11 protein-coding genes are annotated in these 16,347 nt (G+C 66.3%); 3 read left to right on the forward strand and 8 right to left on the reverse strand.

Annotation, left to right across the window (positions count from 1 at the left end):
• Positions 1 to 236: 236 nt before the first annotated feature.
• The 8 genes from infB to HUK65_RS16470 all read right to left on the reverse strand — a co-directional run bounded on the left by infB (position 237) and on the right by HUK65_RS16470 (position 10,117).
• On the reverse strand, positions 237 to 2,735 hold the full coding sequence (gene infB / locus HUK65_RS16435; RefSeq protein WP_179907363.1) for a translation initiation factor IF-2: 2,499 nt from the start codon (positions 2,733 to 2,735) through the stop codon (positions 237 to 239).
• Complete coding sequence (locus HUK65_RS16440) at positions 2,732 to 3,364, reverse strand: RNA-binding protein (RefSeq protein WP_179907364.1); 633 nt, start codon at positions 3,362 to 3,364, stop codon at positions 2,732 to 2,734. Before HUK65_RS16440 ends, infB begins: the two co-directional genes overlap by 4 nt.
• Positions 3,365 to 3,386: 22 nt before the next feature.
• Positions 3,387 to 5,018 (reverse strand): transcription termination factor NusA, encoded by a 1,632-nt coding sequence (gene nusA, locus HUK65_RS16445; protein ID WP_179907365.1) that lies wholly within the window; start codon positions 5,016 to 5,018, stop codon positions 3,387 to 3,389.
• 5 nt (positions 5,019 to 5,023) lie between these two features.
• Positions 5,024 to 5,614 carry a ribosome maturation factor RimP gene (rimP, locus tag HUK65_RS16450; protein ID WP_179907366.1) on the reverse strand — a complete coding sequence of 197 codons (591 nt, stop codon included), beginning with the start codon at positions 5,612 to 5,614 and terminating at the stop codon, positions 5,024 to 5,026.
• Between the two features lie 129 nt (positions 5,615 to 5,743).
• Positions 5,744 to 6,262, reverse strand: a complete 519-nt coding sequence (locus tag HUK65_RS16455; protein ID WP_179907367.1) for a GNAT family N-acetyltransferase — start codon at positions 6,260 to 6,262, stop codon at positions 5,744 to 5,746.
• 69 nt (positions 6,263 to 6,331) lie between these two features.
• On the reverse strand, positions 6,332 to 7,789 hold the full coding sequence (gene der, locus HUK65_RS16460; protein ID WP_179907368.1) for a ribosome biogenesis GTPase Der: 1,458 nt from the start codon (positions 7,787 to 7,789) through the stop codon (positions 6,332 to 6,334).
• Positions 7,790 to 8,024: 235 nt separating this feature from the next.
• Entirely contained in the window at positions 8,025 to 9,389 is a 1,365-nt protein-coding gene (locus HUK65_RS16465; RefSeq protein WP_235442220.1) for a PQQ-binding-like beta-propeller repeat protein, read from the reverse strand.
• 77 nt (positions 9,390 to 9,466) lie between these two features.
• On the reverse strand, positions 9,467 to 10,117 hold the full coding sequence (locus HUK65_RS16470; RefSeq protein ID WP_179907369.1) for a hypothetical protein: 651 nt from the start codon (positions 10,115 to 10,117) through the stop codon (positions 9,467 to 9,469).
• Between the two features lie 278 nt (positions 10,118 to 10,395).
• Here HUK65_RS16470 and HUK65_RS16475 point away from each other — a divergent pair, with 278 nt between their 5' ends.
• The 3 genes from HUK65_RS16475 (at position 10,396) to trxB (ending at position 16,241) form a co-directional block, all read left to right on the forward strand.
• Positions 10,396 to 11,466 (forward strand): efflux RND transporter periplasmic adaptor subunit, encoded by a 1,071-nt coding sequence (locus tag HUK65_RS16475; RefSeq protein ID WP_407692437.1) that lies wholly within the window; start codon positions 10,396 to 10,398, stop codon positions 11,464 to 11,466.
• A complete protein-coding gene (locus HUK65_RS16480; RefSeq protein ID WP_179907371.1) occupies positions 11,463 to 15,179 on the forward strand; it encodes an efflux RND transporter permease subunit in 3,717 nt (1,238 codons plus the stop codon). Before HUK65_RS16475 ends, HUK65_RS16480 begins: the two co-directional genes overlap by 4 nt.
• A gap of 87 nt (positions 15,180 to 15,266) precedes the next feature.
• On the forward strand, positions 15,267 to 16,241 hold the full coding sequence (gene trxB / locus HUK65_RS16485; RefSeq protein WP_179907372.1) for a thioredoxin-disulfide reductase: 975 nt from the start codon (positions 15,267 to 15,269) through the stop codon (positions 16,239 to 16,241).
• Positions 16,242 to 16,347: the final 106 nt, after the last annotated feature.

The following is a 16,347-nucleotide window of genomic DNA, read 5'->3' on the forward strand; positions in this document are numbered from 1 at the left end:
AAGGCACGCAGAAACGCAAGCACCTGAAAACCAAAACACAACAAAATCAACGGGCGCCGATACAACCGGCGCCCGTTCTTGTTTGTGAGATCGGATCGGTCTGCGTCAAGGGCATCCTCTGCCCCAGCGATGGGCGCGGTCATGTACGGACCGTCACAGGTGCCATGAGGTGCAAAAGAAACCGGCCGCTTGCGCGGCCGGTTCCTGTGAATCCTGCGATGCTCCGGCAGGCGCGATCAGGTGAGCGTGCGCTCGACCTCCTCGCGCTCGAAGATTTCGATCACATCGCCCTTGCGGATATCCTCGTGGTTCTCGAATGCCATGCCGCATTCCTGGCCCGATTGCACTTCCTTGACCTCGTCCTTGAAGCGCTTGAGGGTCTTGAGCGTGCCCTCGTGGACCACCACATCATCGCGCAGAAGGCGCACCCCGGCAGAGCGGCGCGCGATCCCTTCGGTGACCAGGCAGCCGGCGACCTTGCCCACGCCCGAGACCTTGAAGACCTCGCGGATTTCGGCATAGCCGATGTATTTCTCGCGGATCTCGTTGGACAGGAGGCCCGAAGCGGCGGCCTTCACGTCATCCACCAGATCATAGATGATGGAGTAGTAGCGAAGCTCCACGCCCTTCTGGTTTGCGCTGTTGCGCGCACTGGAATTGGCGCGGACGTTGAAGCCGATGATCGGCGCACCCGAGGCTTCGGCCAGCCCCACATCCGAGTCGGTAATGGCACCGACGCCGGAATGCAGAACGCGCACGCGGACCTCTTCGTTGCCGACCTTCTCCAGCGCCTGGACGATCGCCTCGGCCGAGCCCTGCACATCGGCTTTCACCAGCACGGGCAGTTCGGCGACACTTTCGTCAGCCTTGGCCTTGGCCATCAGCTGTTCCAGCGTCGTTGCAGCCCCGGCGGCCGCGCGCTTGTCCTTGGCGGCCTGATGGCGGTAGTCGGCGATCTCGCGGGCCTGGGCCTCGGTTTCGACGACGTTGAGCACGTCGCCCGCTTCGGGCGTGCCGTTCAGGCCCAGAACCTCGACCGGGACCGAGGGGCCAGCCTGATCGACCCGCTCGCCCTTGTCGTTGATCAGGGCGCGGACCTTGCCCCATTGTTCGCCGACGACAAAGATATCGCCGCGCTTGAGCGTGCCGTGCTGCACCAGAACCGTGGCCACCGGGCCGCGGCCGATATCCAGCTTGGCCTCGATCACCGCACCCATGGCCGACCGGTCGGGGTTGGCCTGCAGTTCCAGGATCTCGGCCTGGAGCGCGATGGCCTCCAGCAGTTCATCCAGCCCCTTGCCGGTGATGGCCGAAACCTCGACATCCTGAACCTCGCCGGACATGGCTTCGACCACGACCTCATGCTGCAGAAGTTCGGTGCGCACCTTGTTGGCGTCCGCGTCGGGCTTGTCGCATTTGTTGATGGCGACGATCATGGGCACCTTGGCGGCGCGGGCGTGGTTGATCGCCTCGATCGTCTGCGGCATCACCGAATCATCGGCAGCCACCACCAGCACCACGATATCGGTCACATTCGCGCCGCGGGCGCGCATGCTGGTAAAGGCCGCGTGGCCCGGCGTGTCCAGGAAGGACAGCACCGCGCCCGATTCCGTCGTGACCTGATAGGCGCCGATATGCTGGGTGATCCCGCCAGCCTCGCCCGAGACGACGCTGGTCTTGCGGATCGCGTCCAGCAGGGAAGTCTTGCCGTGGTCCACATGGCCCATGATGGTGATGATCGGCGGGCGCGGCTGCAGATCTTCGGGCTTGTCCTCGACCTGCTCGATCACCTGCTCCACATCCGAGTCCGAAACCCGCACCACCTTGTGGCCGAATTCCTCGATCACCAGTTCGGCGGTATCGGCGTCGATGGTCTGGTTCATGGTGGCCATGACGCCCATCTTCATCAGCGCCTTGACCACATCGGCCACGCGTTCGGCCATGCGGTTGGCCAGTTCCTGCACCACGATGGTTTCCGGCAGGCGCACATCGCGCATCACCTTTTCGCGCGGGGCGTTCTGGCCCATGGCTTTCTGCCGGGCGCGTTCCTGCTTGCGCTTCATCGCCGCAAGGGACCGCTGGCGGCCACCGGCATCGCCCGAGAGCGCCTCGTTCAAGGTCAGCTTGCCCGACCGGCGGCCACCGTCCCGCGTGGGCTTGGCGCGCGAATCGCGCTCCTTCTCACGCTCCACCTTGCGCGAGGCTGGCGCGGGCGCGGGGCGCGTGCGGTCTGATTGCGGCGCGGAAGCGGGCTGTGCCGGCGCAGGCGTGGGGGCGGGCTCGGCAGCGCTGCGGGCCTTTTCGGCCTCGACCTCGGCGGCGCGGGCTTCTTCTTCAGCCTTGGCCTTGAGTGCGGCCTCGCGCTCGCGTTCCTCGCGCTCGCGGGCTTCCTGTTCTTCACGGCGGCGCTGGCGCTCTTCCTCGCGGGCCTTTTCCTCGGCTTCGCGGGCGGCGGTTTCTTCCTGTTCGCGCGCCTTGGCGGCCTGCAATGCCTTCAGGCGGCGTTCCATCTCGGCATCGGTGATTCCGGCCGGGCGGCGCGAGGGATCGCCCTTGACCGCCGGCTTGCCCTTGCCTGAGGAGGCCGTCTGCGCACCCTGCTTCGGCACGACCACGCGCTTGCGTTTCGTCTCCACCACCACGGATTTGGTGCGCCCGTGGCTGAAGCTTTGCTTCACCTGTCCGGGACGGTTGCCACCAAGCCCAAGGGTTTTCTTGCCGTCTGTATCGCTCATGCGTTCGTCTTTTCCTCTCCGGCGACCTTCGCGCCGATTTGCTCGCGCAGTCCCGCAAGCCTTGCGGCTTCCTCTACTACACGTGTCGTCAGACCGCCAGCGCGAAGCGCGGCATGTATCACACGATCCCGCCCGAATGCAAAACCCAATTCCCGGGCGGTCAGGTGTCCGATGAAGGTTTCGTCGCCCGCTGGCGGCTTCAGCTTGGTCTTTCCGCGTTCTGATCCATCCGCGGCCTGGATCAGAACCGCCATATCATCGCGCAGAGCCAGATCGCGGACCTTTTCATACCCGGCCACGGCGATCCCGCCCTTGCGCGCCATGCTCAGCATATCAAGGACGCGCCGGGTCAGCAATTGGTGAACCATCGCGGCCAGATCGTCAGGCACGCTGACCTGCTGGCGCGCCGCGCGGGAAAAGAGCTTCTTCTTCACCGCGCGGTCCAGTGCGGCACGGTCCGCCCGCAGCCAGATACCCCGCCCCGGCAGCTTGCCCGCCACATCGGGGGTGATGGTGCCGTCCGGGGCGACCACGAACCGGATCAGATGCGCCACCGGCAGCACATCGCCCGTGGCGATGCACCGCCGCTCGGGCGTGTCCAATTCCTTCTTGCGGCCGCCTCGGGTCATGGGTCAGGGGCTCCTTTCGGGCTCAGGCGCGAGGCTCTTCGGTTTCCAGTTCCGGCGCTTCGGCGTCGTCTTCGGCTTCTGCCTCGGCCTCCAGTTCGGTGGGATCGACCCAGCCCAGCAGGACACGCGCGGTCATGATCAGATGCTGCGCCTCCTCCAGGCTGACATCGAAGGGCTCCAGAACGCCATCATCCTTGACCCGCTGGCCGTCCACCGTGGTCCAGCCGCCAGCCAGTTCCCAGTCGGCGCAGGTGGCGAAATCCTCCAGCGTCTTGACGTCATCCTTGGCCAGCGCTTCGATCATCTGCGGGGTCAGGCCTTCGAATTCGATCAGGCTGTCTTCGACGCCCAGGGCGCGCGCGCTCTCCAGCGCGGCCTGGTTGACCGCTTCCAGCCGGTCGCGGGCGCGGGCCTGAAGCTCGTCGGCGGTATCCTCGTCAAACCCGTCGATGGCCAGAAGTTCATCCTGTTCGATATAGGCAACTTCCTCCAGCGTGGTGAAGCCCTCGGCCACCAGCAGCTGCGCCATCATCTCGTCGATATCCAGCGCATCCATGAACAGCGCGCTGCGTTCGGCGAATTCGGCCTGGCGGCGGGCGGATTCGTCGGCCTCGGTCAGGATGTCGATATCCAGCCCGGTCAGCATGCTGGCCAGACGCACGTTCTGGCCGCGCCGCCCGATGGCCAGCGACAGCTGCTCATCGGGGACCACGACCTCGATCTTGCCGGCTTCCTCGTCGATCACCACCTTGCTGACCTCGGCCGGTTGCAGCGCGTTGACCAGGAAGGTCGCCTGATCCTCATTCCAGGGGATGATGTCGATCTTCTCGCCCTGCAATTCGTTCACCACCGCCTGCACACGGCTGCCGCGCATCCCCACACAGGCGCCGACCGGGTCGATGCCCGAATCATAGCTGATGACCGCGATCTTGGCGCGCGAGCCGGGGTCACGGGCGACGGCCTTGATCTCGATGATGCCGTCATAGATTTCCGGCACTTCCATCTTGAACAACTCGGCCATGAACTCGGGCGCGGTGCGCGACAGGAAGATCTGCGGGCCGCGCGCCTCGCGCCGGACATCCTTGATGTAGCAGCGGATGCGGTCATTGGGGCGGTAGCTTTCGCGGCCGATCTTTTCATTGCGGCGCAGGATCGCCTCGCCACGGCCCACATCGACGATGATGTTGCCGTATTCCTCGCGCTTGACCAGCCCGTTGATGATGGTCCCGGCGCGGTCCCGGAATTCCTCATACTGGCGGTCGCGCTCGGCTTCGCGGACCTTTTGCAGAATCACCTGCTTGGCCGATTGCGCGGCGATCCGGCCCAGCTCCACCGGCGGGACCTCATCGCGGATCTCGTCGCCGATCTGCGGGTCGTCCAGATACTGTTTCGCCTGATCGACGGTCAGCTCGGCGTGGTAGTTTTCCAGCTCTTCATCGGCAACCACGGTGCGCACGCGGGTAAAGGTGGCGCGCCCGGTCTTGCGGTCGATGGCCACGCGGATGTCCATGTCGGCGCCATAGCGGGACTTGGCGGCCCGGGCGAGGCTTTCCTCCATGGCCTGGACCACCAGATCGGGGTCGATCATCTTTTCGCGGGCCACGGCCTCGGCGGTCTGAAGCAATTCAAGCTGGTTGGCGCTGGTGATGGCCATGTCTCTCACTCCTGCTGGGAAGCGGTGTCGGTTCCGGTGTCGATTTCGTCAAAATCGGCTTCGTTGAAGATGCCGTCGGCCTTGCGGGCGCGCAGCATCTCGGCGATCAGGTCGTCGGTCAGGACCAGCTTGGCATCCGACAGCCAGTCGAATTTCAGCCCGATGGTGACGGTCTCGCCCTCCTGCTCGATGTCGATGAGCACCTCGTCGCCTTCGGTTCCGGCGAGGGTGCCCTTGAAGCGCCGCCGCCCGTCGATCAGTTCTTCGGTTTCCAGCCGCGCCTCGTAGCCGTCCCAGACATCGAAATCCTTCAGCCGGGTCAGCGGACGGTCGATCCCGGGGCTGGAGACTTCCAGCGTATAGGCGTCCGAGATCGGATCCTCGACATCAAGCGAGGCGGAGACGGCGGTAGAGATCCGGGCGCAATCCTCGATCTCGATCCCGCCTTCGGGGCGTTCGGCCATGATCTGCAGGGTGCGGGTCTTGCCGCTCATCAGGCGCAGACGCACAAGTTCGAATCCCATGCCTTCGATGACGGGGCCGGCGATCTCGGCCAGGCGCTTGTCGATGCCGGTCTTGGCAATCAGGTCGGACATGCAGTCCTCCAAAACGAAAAAACGGGCCCGCGGCCCGTCACAAAGGTTCCGGTGGGTTCCGAGGGTGGAGGCCGGAACGCCGCTGTTGCATGCGATATAGCGATGAACGCCCCCGCGCGCAAGGTGCTTTCAGTCGGTGATGCGGCGCACATCGCCGTGCACCCCGTCCCAGGCGCCGGGGGTCAGGGCCAGGCCCAGCACGCGGTCGGGGTTGGTGGGGGGCGGCATGGTGACGCCCGCCAGCCGGACAAAGCCGAAGCGCGCGTAATAGGGCGCGTCGCCCACCAACAGCACGCGGTCCCAGCCAAAGGCACGCGCGCGCTCCAGGCTGTCGCGCATCAGCCACCCGCCCAGGCCCTCGCCCTGGCGGGTAGGGTGCACGGCAATGGGGCCCAACAGCAAAGCGCGGGCGCCACCAGCGCGCACCGGCCAGTAGCGGATCACCGCCGCCAGCGCCGGGCCGTCGCGCAGGCAAAGGCACAGTTCCGCCACCGGCGCCACCCCGTCGCGCAGCCGGTAGGAGGACAGCGCCTCGCGCCCCGGTGCGAAGCACAGGTCATAGAGCGCCTCGACCTCCCACCAGTCGGCTTCGGTTTCCTGTTTCAGGTCCAAGTGCTTGCCCTCCCGCCCGCGCGGTGCCCGTAGCATGGCCCCGGAGGATGGGCAACGCGGCTGCAACCGGGAGGGTCAGGGGTATTGGCCCGGTTCGGCCAGGGGTCAGGGGCGGCGGCCTTCGATATGCTTGCGCAGCCGGGATTGTCCGGGCTTCTTGCGGTCCTTGTAGGGGTTCTTTTCAGCGCGCGAGCGCAGGAACACCCGGATCGGCGTGCCCGGCATGTCGAAGCTTTCGCGCAAGCCCCCTACCAGATAGCGCGTGTAGCTTTTCGGCAGGTCCTCGGGGTTCGAGCACATGATGACGAAGCCGGGGGGGCGGGTCTTGGCCTGGGTGATGTAGCGCAGCTTGATCCGGCGCCCGCCGGGGGCGGGGGGCGGGTGGGCCTCGACCATCGCGGCCAGCCACTGGTTCAGCTTCGCGGTGGTTACGCGCCGGTTCCAGACCTCATGCGCGCGCAGGATCGCCCCGTGCAGCCGGTCCAGCCCCTTGCCAGTGGCGGCCGAGACCGTGACCAGCGGCGCCCCCTTCAACTGCGGCAACAGTTTCTCGAACTGCTGCTTCAGCTCCTTCAGCCGCGCCTGTTTTTCTGGCTCAAGGTCCCATTTGTTGACCGCCACCACCACCGCGCGGCCCTCGGTCTCGGCAAAATCTGCGATGCGCAGGTCCTGGGTCTCGAACGGTATCTCGGCATCCAGCAGGACGACCACCACTTCGGCAAAGCGCACCGCACGCAGCCCGTCGGCGACCGAGAGTTTCTCGATCTTGTCCTGAACCTTGGCCTTCTTGCGCATGCCTGCGGTGTCGAAGATGCGCATGGGCGTGTTGCGCCAGTCGGTGCGGATGGAGATGGCATCGCGGGTGATCCCGGCCTCGGGGCCGGTCAGCATGCGATCCTCGCCCAGAATGGCGTTGACCAGGGTGGACTTGCCTGCATTGGGCCGCCCGATCACCGCCACCTGCAAGGGGCGCGCGGCGCTGGGGGTGAAATCGGGGGCCTCGGCCGCGTCATCCTCGGGCAGGTCGATATCCACCTCGGGGGCGGCTTCCTCGGCCCGGGCGGTGAATTCGGCGGCCAGCGGGCGCAGGCGGTGGTAGAGCTCATCCATGCCGCCGCCATGCTCGGCCGACAGCGCCACCGGCTCGCCCAGTCCCAGCGCCCAGGCCTCCATCACGCCAGCCTCGGCGGCGGTGCCTTCGGCCTTGTTGGCGGCCAGGATCACATGGCGGGCGCGCTTGCGCAGGATATCGGCAAAGATCTCATCGGCAGGGGTGATCCCTGCACGCGCATCCACCAGGAACAGGCAGATATCGGCGCTTTCGACCGCGCGCTCGGTCAGCTTGCGCATCCGCCCCTTGAGGCTGTCGCCTTGCTCCAGCTCCAGCCCGGCGCTGTCCACCACGGCAAAACGCAGATCGCCCAGACGGGCAGTGCCTTCGCGCAGGTCGCGGGTGACACCGGGCTGGTCATCGACCAGCGCCAGACGCTTGCCCACCAGCCGGTTGAACAAGGTCGATTTGCCGACATTGGGGCGGCCCACGATGGCCATGGTGAAACTCATGTCAGGCTCCGAAGCGCTGGGGTCAGGCGATGCTTCTTAGTGCAAACGGCGCCAAAGAGGAAACGGGTTTTTCCTGTGCCCGGTCCACCATCCATCCCCTTGGCGCAAGCGGCGGGGCAGGGCGCCCGGGGGTGGCCCGCGGCCACACCCGTCGATCGGGCCCCCTTCGATGGGGGGCCTGATCGAGCCCCCCCTTGCCAAGGGACCAGACAGTCAGCCGCTCCGCGCGCCGGTCCTAGCGATAGGCGTGAAGTTGGCCGTCGCCCGTGACAACATAAAGCGTGCGATCCACGATGATCGGGGCCGCCGCGGCACCGCTGGGCAGTTCCAGGTTGCCGGTTGCCTCACCCGAAACCGGGTCAAAGAACCGCAACATCCCGTCATTCGAGGCAACGATCAACCGCCCCCCCGCCAGCACCGGACCGTAATGGCCAAAAATCTCGGCGCGCCGCCGCTCGCGCGCTTGTGTAAAGAGCGGCAGATCCTGCGCCCAGACTCTCTGGCCGCTGTCTGCATCCAGCCGGATGATCCGGTTGCGGTCCGACAGCATGAACAATGCATCACCCACTGGCCAGACGGCGCCATAGGCGGCCTCGTCGGCGGTCCAACGGATGGCGCCATCGCGCTGGTTCATCGCCATCACCCGCCCGGACTGGTTGCCGACATAGATCGTATCGCCCACCACCACCGGATCGCCGGTGATATCGGTCACACCGGCATAGGCCATGCCCTGGCGCTGCCCGGCGATGACGCGGCGCCAGACCTCCATGCCCGTATCGCGGCGCGCGGCGATCAGCTCGCCGGACGGGATCGGGAACAGCACCAGATCGCCCGCGGTGGCCGGGGCCGCACCCCCGACCATGGACGCCGCCGATGGCGTTCCCGGTAACTGCCAGTCCACCTTGCCGTCGCGGGTGTCCAGCACCCAGGCAGAGCTGTCGGCGGCCACCACATAGACCCGCTCGCCAATCACGGTGGGTGCCCCCTTTGCCGGGGCGTCGAAGCGGTGGGTCCAGCGGACTTCGCCGGTTGCGGCATCCAGCGCATGCAGCCGCCCATAGGCCGAAGTGACGTAAAGAACGCCCCCCGAGAGCGCCAGCCCGCCCCCCGAGGCGCCATCCCCGCGCTGCCCTGCCGGGGTCAGGTCACGCTGCCAGACGGTTTGACCATTGCTGCCGGTGGCGGTGACGGTGGCGCGGCTGTCCAGGGTAAAGACACGCCCCTGCGCGGCCACGGGTTCGGCGGTGATCCGGTGGCGGCGATCCTCGCCCGCGCCAATGGGGGCTGACCAGGCGTGCTGCAATGTGCCGCCAAGGGCAGGATGGCTGATGCGATGGTTGGGTGTGCCCAGCCGATGTGTCCATTCGCTGTGGGCCACTGCGGCAGGCAGGGACAGCGGCGCGGCGCGGTTCGCGGGCTCCTGGCCCGCGGTTTCCGAAAACGGGGCGCGGATGTCGAAGCGCTCCCCCTCAAGGATGTATTCCCGGTCACAGCCGGACAGCGCAAGCGCAAGCGCCATGATCGATGCGTATCTGATAAGGCCCACCGATTTCGCTCCCGTTTCCTGCCCCAACGCCTGCCCATCATTGGAAGCGGGCATGATTGCTTGTGCCATTGCCCCGGCCGCAGGGTCAAGCGCGCTGCGGCATTGCGGCATCGCGCGTGGCCGGTCCCCGCTCAGGCCGCGTCAATGTCTCCGCCCAGCGCGGCGATCATCTGGCGCACCCGCCGCCGCAGGCTTTCGGTTACATCAGGTTCCTGCAGCAGATCCGTCAGAATCGCGAGCGCGGCATCGGATTCGCCCTCTTCCATGCGCAGCACGGCCAATTGCTCCAGCGCCAGCGGCCGGAACGCCTGCCCCGGCTGGGCCAGACCCGAGAGGACCTGCTCACGCTCGGCAGGGTCAATATCGGTTCCGCCCAGAATGACGCGCTTCAACTCTGCAAGTTGGCGATAGCTTTGCGGCAGCGCCGTATCCGAGGCCGCCGCCGAAAGCGCGGCCAGGGCCGCGTCGCGGTCGTCATCCATGGCTTCGGCGGCGATCAGCAGGTTCAGAAGGCCCTGTTGCGCGCCATCGCCTTCGATCGCGCGCAGTGCCGCGCGGCGCTCGCCATCGCCGGGCGCGTCCAGCGCCGCCAGGATCGCATCGCCAAAGGCTTCGGCCCGGTCACGTTCCACGGCGCGCTGCCATTCGAACCACGCCGCCCCCCCGACAACCAGAACCACCGCCACGGCGGCCAGCCAGCCATAACGCTTCATCAGCCGCGTTATCCGGTCGCGGCGCAGCTCTTCGCTGACTTCTTCGATAAAACTGTCGGTATTGCTCAAGGAACACCCATCCGTTTGCCTGCGCAACCTCTTAGCGCGAAGCGGTGCTGATTGCAAAGCCCGCATCGGGACGCAGCCGGGTGACGCGCCGGGGATTCACGTTATAATTACCCGCTTGCGGCACCACACGGGGGTGCTTGTGCTGCTGCGCAGAAATTCATAATCTGAACCGGTCGGTTCAGCGTATACCGGCCCATGACTCGGCGCTTCGAGTCGCCCCTTCCTGCCCGAAAGGCCCCGCAATGCGCATCTTCTCCATTCTGACCGCATTGGCGATCATGGCATTCATGTATGCCTTCATCATGGAGCGTGAGGCGCTGATGGCGCTGGCCTCAGGCGCGGCGGTGACGCCCGAGGATGAGGCGGAGCTGGGCGCCGTCGAACCCGCCCGGGTCATGCGGGTCGTGGCGCAGCATTCCGTCGCGCAACCGGTTGAATCCGCTGTCACCCTGCGTGGCCGCACCGAAGCCGCGCGCCGGGTGCAGGTGCGGGCGGAAACCTCGGGGCTGGTGGTGTCCGAACCGCTGCCGCGCGGCAGTGAGGTCGCGGCCGGCGACCCGCTGTGCGAGCTTTCGGGCGGGGTGCGCAGCGCGCAACTGGCCGAAGCCCGCGCCCGCCTGGCCGAGGCCGAGGTCAATCTGAATGCCGCCGAGCGACTTTCGGACGAAGGTTTTGCCAGCCAGACACGGGTGCTGTCAGCCCGGGCCGCGACCCAAAGCGCCCAGGCTGCCGTCGATGCCGCGGTCGAGGAACTGGCCCGGCTGGTCATGCACGCCCCTTTTGACGGGATACTGGAAAGCGACACCGCCGAGATGGGCAGCCTTCTGCAGCCCGGCGCGGTCTGCGCCACATTGATCAAGCTGGACCCGATCCGGCTGGTGGGCTTTGTGTCCGAACGCCAGGTGGACCGGCTGGAAATCGGCGCGCTGGCGGGGGGGCGGCTGGCCTCGGGGCGTGAAGTGATGGGCAACGTCAGCTTCATCTCGCGCGCGGCCGACCCCGAAACCCGCACCTTCCGGGTGGAGGTCACGGTGGCAAACGAAGACAATGCCATCCGTGAAGGGCAGAGCGCCGAAATGCTGATCCAGTCCGAGGGCGAGGTGGGGCATCTGCTGCCCGGTTCGGCGCTGACGCTGGCCGATGACGGGGTGCTGGGTATCCGCGCCGTGGATGATGCGGGCCGGGTGACATTCCTGCCCGCCACCATGCTGCGCGATGCCGCCGAAGGCATCTGGCTGGGCGGGCTGCCGGATGTGGTCGATGCGATCGTTGTCGGTCAGGAATTCGTGCGCGAAGGGGTGGAGGTGGAAGTCACCTGGCGCGGCAATGCGCCGGAGGGCCGCGAATGAAGGGGATCGTCGATTGGGCCGGCGCGCATGCGCGCATGGTGCTTGCGCTGGTGGTGATGACCCTGGGCGCGGGCATTCTGGCCTATACCGGCCTGCCCAAGGAAGGTGAGCCCGACATCGAGGTCCCGGCGGTGATCATCACCGTGCCGTTCCCGGGGATTTCCGCGGCGGATGGGGAAACCCTGCTGCTGCGGCCCATGGAAAGCGAATTGTCCGACCTGGACGATCTGAAGGAAATCAACGCCTTTGCCGCCGAAGGCTTTGCCGCTGCGGTGCTGGAATTCGAATTCGGCTGGGACAAGACCGCAGTTCTGGCCGATGTGCGCGATGCCATGAACCGCGCCGAGGCGAATTTCCCTTCCGGTGCCGAAAACTACAGCATATCCGAGTTCAATTTTTCCGAGTTCCCCATCATCATCATCGCCGTTTCAGGCGATGTATCCGAACGCGCCCTGCTGCGCGCCGCGCAGGATCTCAAGCGCGCGGTCGAGGATCTGGATTCGGTGCTGGAGGTCGAGATCGCCGGGTCGCGCGACGAGATGGTCGAGGTGATCATCGACCCGCTGCGGCTGGAGGCCTATAACGTCACCGCCGGAGAACTGATCCAGGTCATCAGCCGCAACAACCAGCTTGTCGCCGCCGGCGATGTCGAGACCAGCTCGGGCGCTTTCGGGGTCAGCGTGCCATCGACCTTCGAAGGCCCCGAAGACGTCTATGCCCTGCCGATCAAGGTCAATGGCGACAGCGTGGTGCGGCTGGGCGATCTGGCCGATATCCGTCTGACCTATGAGGACCGCACCGGCACCGCGCGGTTCAATGGCGAAACCAATATTGCCCTGCAAGTCGTCAAGCGCCGGGGGTTCAACCTGATCGATTCCGCCGCCGAGGTCCGCGAAACCGTCGAGGCCACCCGTGCCACCTGGCCCGAGGAATTGCAGGACGCCATCCGCACCACCCCGGCGCTGGACCGCTCCTTCCAGGTCGAAGAGATGGTCAACCAGCTGGAAACCTCGGTCATGACGGCAATCGCGCTGGTGATGATCGTGGTGCTTTCGGCGCTGGGCCTGCGTTCGGCCATGCTGGTGGGGTTGGCGATTCCCACATCCTTCATGCTGTGTTTCATCCTGCTGGGGGTGATGGGGGTGACGATTTCGAACATCGTCATGTTCGGGCTGATCCTGGCGGTGGGGATTCTGGTCGATGGTGCCGTGGTGGTTACCGAATATGCCGACAAGCGCCTGGCCGAGGGCGACGGCCCCATGCAGGCCTATACCGCCGCCGCCAAGCGCATGTTCTGGCCGATCACCGCGTCTACGGCGACCACGCTCTGCGCCTTCCTGCCGATGCTCTTCTGGCCCGGTGTCGCGGGCGAGTTCATGGGCATGTTGCCGATCACGCTGATCTTCGTGCTGACGGCATCGCTGGTGGTGGCGCTGGTGTTCCTGCCGGTGCTGGGCGGGGTGACGGGGCGGTTGGCGCGGGTGCTGAACAAGGTGTCGCGCGCGCTGCGCCGCCTGCCCGTGGTGCTGCGGCTGCCGCTTCTGCTGCTGGCCTGGGGCGGACTTTATGCCGCGGTGATGCTGCTGCTGAACCCGGCCTGGCCATCGCCCGCCCCTGCCGAAGGGTCTGGCGTGCTGGCGCGTCTGCCCGGCGCGGTGCTGCTGGGGCTGTCGGCCATGGCGGCCTCGGTGGTGCTGAGCGCCATTGTCCCGCCGCAGCGTGAGCGCAAGGTCCATGCGGGCCACAAACGCCGCCCCTTTGGCTATCTGATCCGGCTGCTGGTCGGCAACCCGGTGATGCCGGTGGTCACAATCATTGCCGTTGGCGCCTTTGTCATGGCCGTGTTCCAGTATTACGGCGAAAACAGCCGGGGCGTCGAATTCTTTGTGGAAACGGAACCGGAACAGGGCGCCGTCTATGTCCGTGCCCGCGGCAACCTGTCACTGGATGAAAAGGACGCCCTGGTCCGGCAGGTCGAGGCGATTGCGCTTGAAGAACCCGGCCTTGATGCCGTCTTTGCCTTTGCCGGGGATGGCGGGCTGAACACCAACACCGCCGGTGCAGGCCCCCCGCGCGACACCATCGGCCAGATCCAGTTCGAGCTGACGCATTGGAGCGGGCGCCAGGGCATCCCCGACATGCGCGGTCAGGCGATCCTGGACCGGTTGCAGGCGCAGTTTGACCAGATACCGGGTATCCAGACCGAATTCCTGATCCAGACCGGCGGCCCCGCGGGCCAGAAACCCGTCCATCTGCGCCTGACCGGCGATGATTTCGACACGCTGGAAGACGCGGTTGAAATCGCCCTGGCCCGTTTTGCCGACACCCCGGCGCTGATCGACCTGGAGGACAGCCGCCCCGTGCCGGGCGTGGACTGGCAGATCAATGTCGATGTGGACCGCGCCGGGCGCTTTGGCGCCGATGTGGCCACGGTCGGCGGCATGATCCAGCTGGTCACCCGCGGGATCCTGCTGGACACCATGCGGGTCGATACCTCGGAGGATGAGATCGAGATTCGCGTCCGCCTGCCTGAAGCTGACCGTCTGCTGTCGACGCTGGATGATCTGCGGGTGCAGACCGCCACGGGGCTGGTGCCCATGTCCAATTTCATCACCCGTGAACCCGTGGCCCGGCGCGGCCAGATCGACCGGGTGAATCGCCAGCGGTTTTATGACGTCAAGGCGGATGTTGCGCCGGGTCTGTCGCGGCTGGTGGACGCTCAGGGCAACACCGTCCGTTTGGTCCGGCGTGAGCTGACCTCAACCGACCGGCTGGAGCCGGGAAGTGACGATTACGCGCGCGCGCAAGAGATCGCCGCCCAGGTCCGCGCCGAAGGCCTGCGCGTGGTGCAGATCAATGCCAACGAACGCATCGCCGCGCTGACCGACTGGCTGGAGACCGAAAACCCGCTGCCCGAAGGCATCGGCTGGGAATGGACCGGCGAACAGCAGGACCAGGAGGAAAGCACCCAGTTCCTGACGGTGGCGTTCTCCGCCGCGCTGGGGCTGATGTTCGTGATCCTGCTGACGCAGTTCAACAGCTTCTACAATTCGGGGCTGGTTCTGCTGGCGGTGGTCCTGTCCTCGACCGGGGTGCTGATCGGAATGCTGGTGATGGACCAGACATTCTCGGTGATCATGACCGGCACCGGGATCGTTGCGCTGGCGGGGATCGTGGTGAACAACAACATCGTGCTGATTGACACCTATCAGTATTATTCCCAGATCATGCCGCGGATCGAGGCAATCATCCGCACCGCCGAGGCCCGCCTGCGTCCGGTGCTGATGACCACCATCACCACCATGGCCGGGCTGACACCGATGATGCTGGGGCTCAGCCTCGATTTCGTCAACGGGGGCTTTTCCCTCGACAGTCCGGTGGCGCTCTGGTGGAAGCAACTGGCCACGGCGGTTGTCTTTGGCCTGGGGGTGGCGACGCTGCTGACGCTGCTGGTGACGCCGGCTTTCCTGGCGCTGCGTGTCTGGATCGAAGCGGGCGCCTATCGCGGGGCGCTGGGCTTGCGGTGGCTGCTGTCTTCGCGCGACGGAGCGGCACGGCAGGACCGGGCGCTGGAAAAGCGCCTCCGCCGGGTGCGCGGGGCGGAAATCATCTGGGATGTGCCGCCGCACCCCGCGGGCGGGTGGCCCGCGCCGCTGCTCTTGCGTCAGAGCGATCGGGCGCCCGAGCGCGGGCAGGTGCGCGCGGCGGAATGACACCGCCCTTTGCGGGGCGCGCGGGTTGCAATTCGCGCGCCAATTCGCCACCTAAGGCGCCAAAGCTTTCGGAGGATCGACCCCAAAATGAGCGACAGCCGCCACACCCGCCTTCTGATCATCGGCTCTGGCCCCGCCGGATATACCGCAGCCGTCTATGGCGCGCGTGCGATGCTGGAACCGCTGCTGGTGCAGGGGATACAGCCCGGCGGGCAGCTGACCATCACCACCGAGGTGGAAAACTGGCCCGGCGATACCATGACGACCGGCCCAGAGCTGATGGTGCGCATGGAGGCCCATGCCCGCGCCATGGGGACCGAGATCATCACCGACCATATTGCCGCGCTGGACCTGTCCCAACGCCCCTTCGTGGCGCGGGGTGACAGCGGCACCACCTATACCGCCGATGCGGTGATCCTGGCCACCGGCGCACAGGCGCGTTGGCTGGGGCTCGAGTCCGAATCGCGCCTGCAGGGGATGGGCGTATCCGCCTGCGCCACCTGCGACGGATTCTTCTATCGCGGCAAGGAGGTGGTGGTGGTCGGCGGTGGCAACACCGCGGTCGAAGAGGCGCTGTTCCTGACCAATTTCGCCAGCAAAGTGACGCTGATCCACCGCCGCGACAGTCTGCGCGCCGAAAAGATCATGCAGGAGCGGCTGTTCAGGAATCCAAAGGTCTCGGTCCTGTGGGATCATACCGTGGCCGAGATTCTGGGTGGTGAGGGCAATGCCGGTGTGACCGGGGTGCGCGCGCAGCATGCGACCAGCGATGCCGAGCAGATGATCCCCTGCGACGGGGTGTTCATTGCCATCGGCCATTCGCCTGCCACCGAACTGGTGCGCGGGCAGGTTGAGATGCACCATGGCGATTACGTGAAGGTGAAGCCGGGAAGCACCGAAACCTCGGTTCCCGGTGTCTTTGCGGCGGGCGATGTGACTGATCATGTCTATCGCCAGGCGGTCACCAGTGCGGGCATGGGCTGCATGGCCGCGCTCGATGCCGAGCGCTGGCTGTCCGCGCAGGGCGCAGATGCCCCGGTGGAACTGACCGCCGAGGCCTGATAAATCCGTTAGATCAGCTCGGTTGGACACGGCCGGGCCACCAGTGGAAGCCGGATTGGGCTTTGATGCGTTCGCGGTTGGCGTGGAGTGCGATGCATTGCGCGGC

It is taken from the genome of Rhabdonatronobacter sediminivivens (assembly GCF_013415485.1).
Classification (GTDB): Bacteria; Pseudomonadota; Alphaproteobacteria; order Rhodobacterales; family Rhodobacteraceae; genus Rhabdonatronobacter; species Rhabdonatronobacter sediminivivens.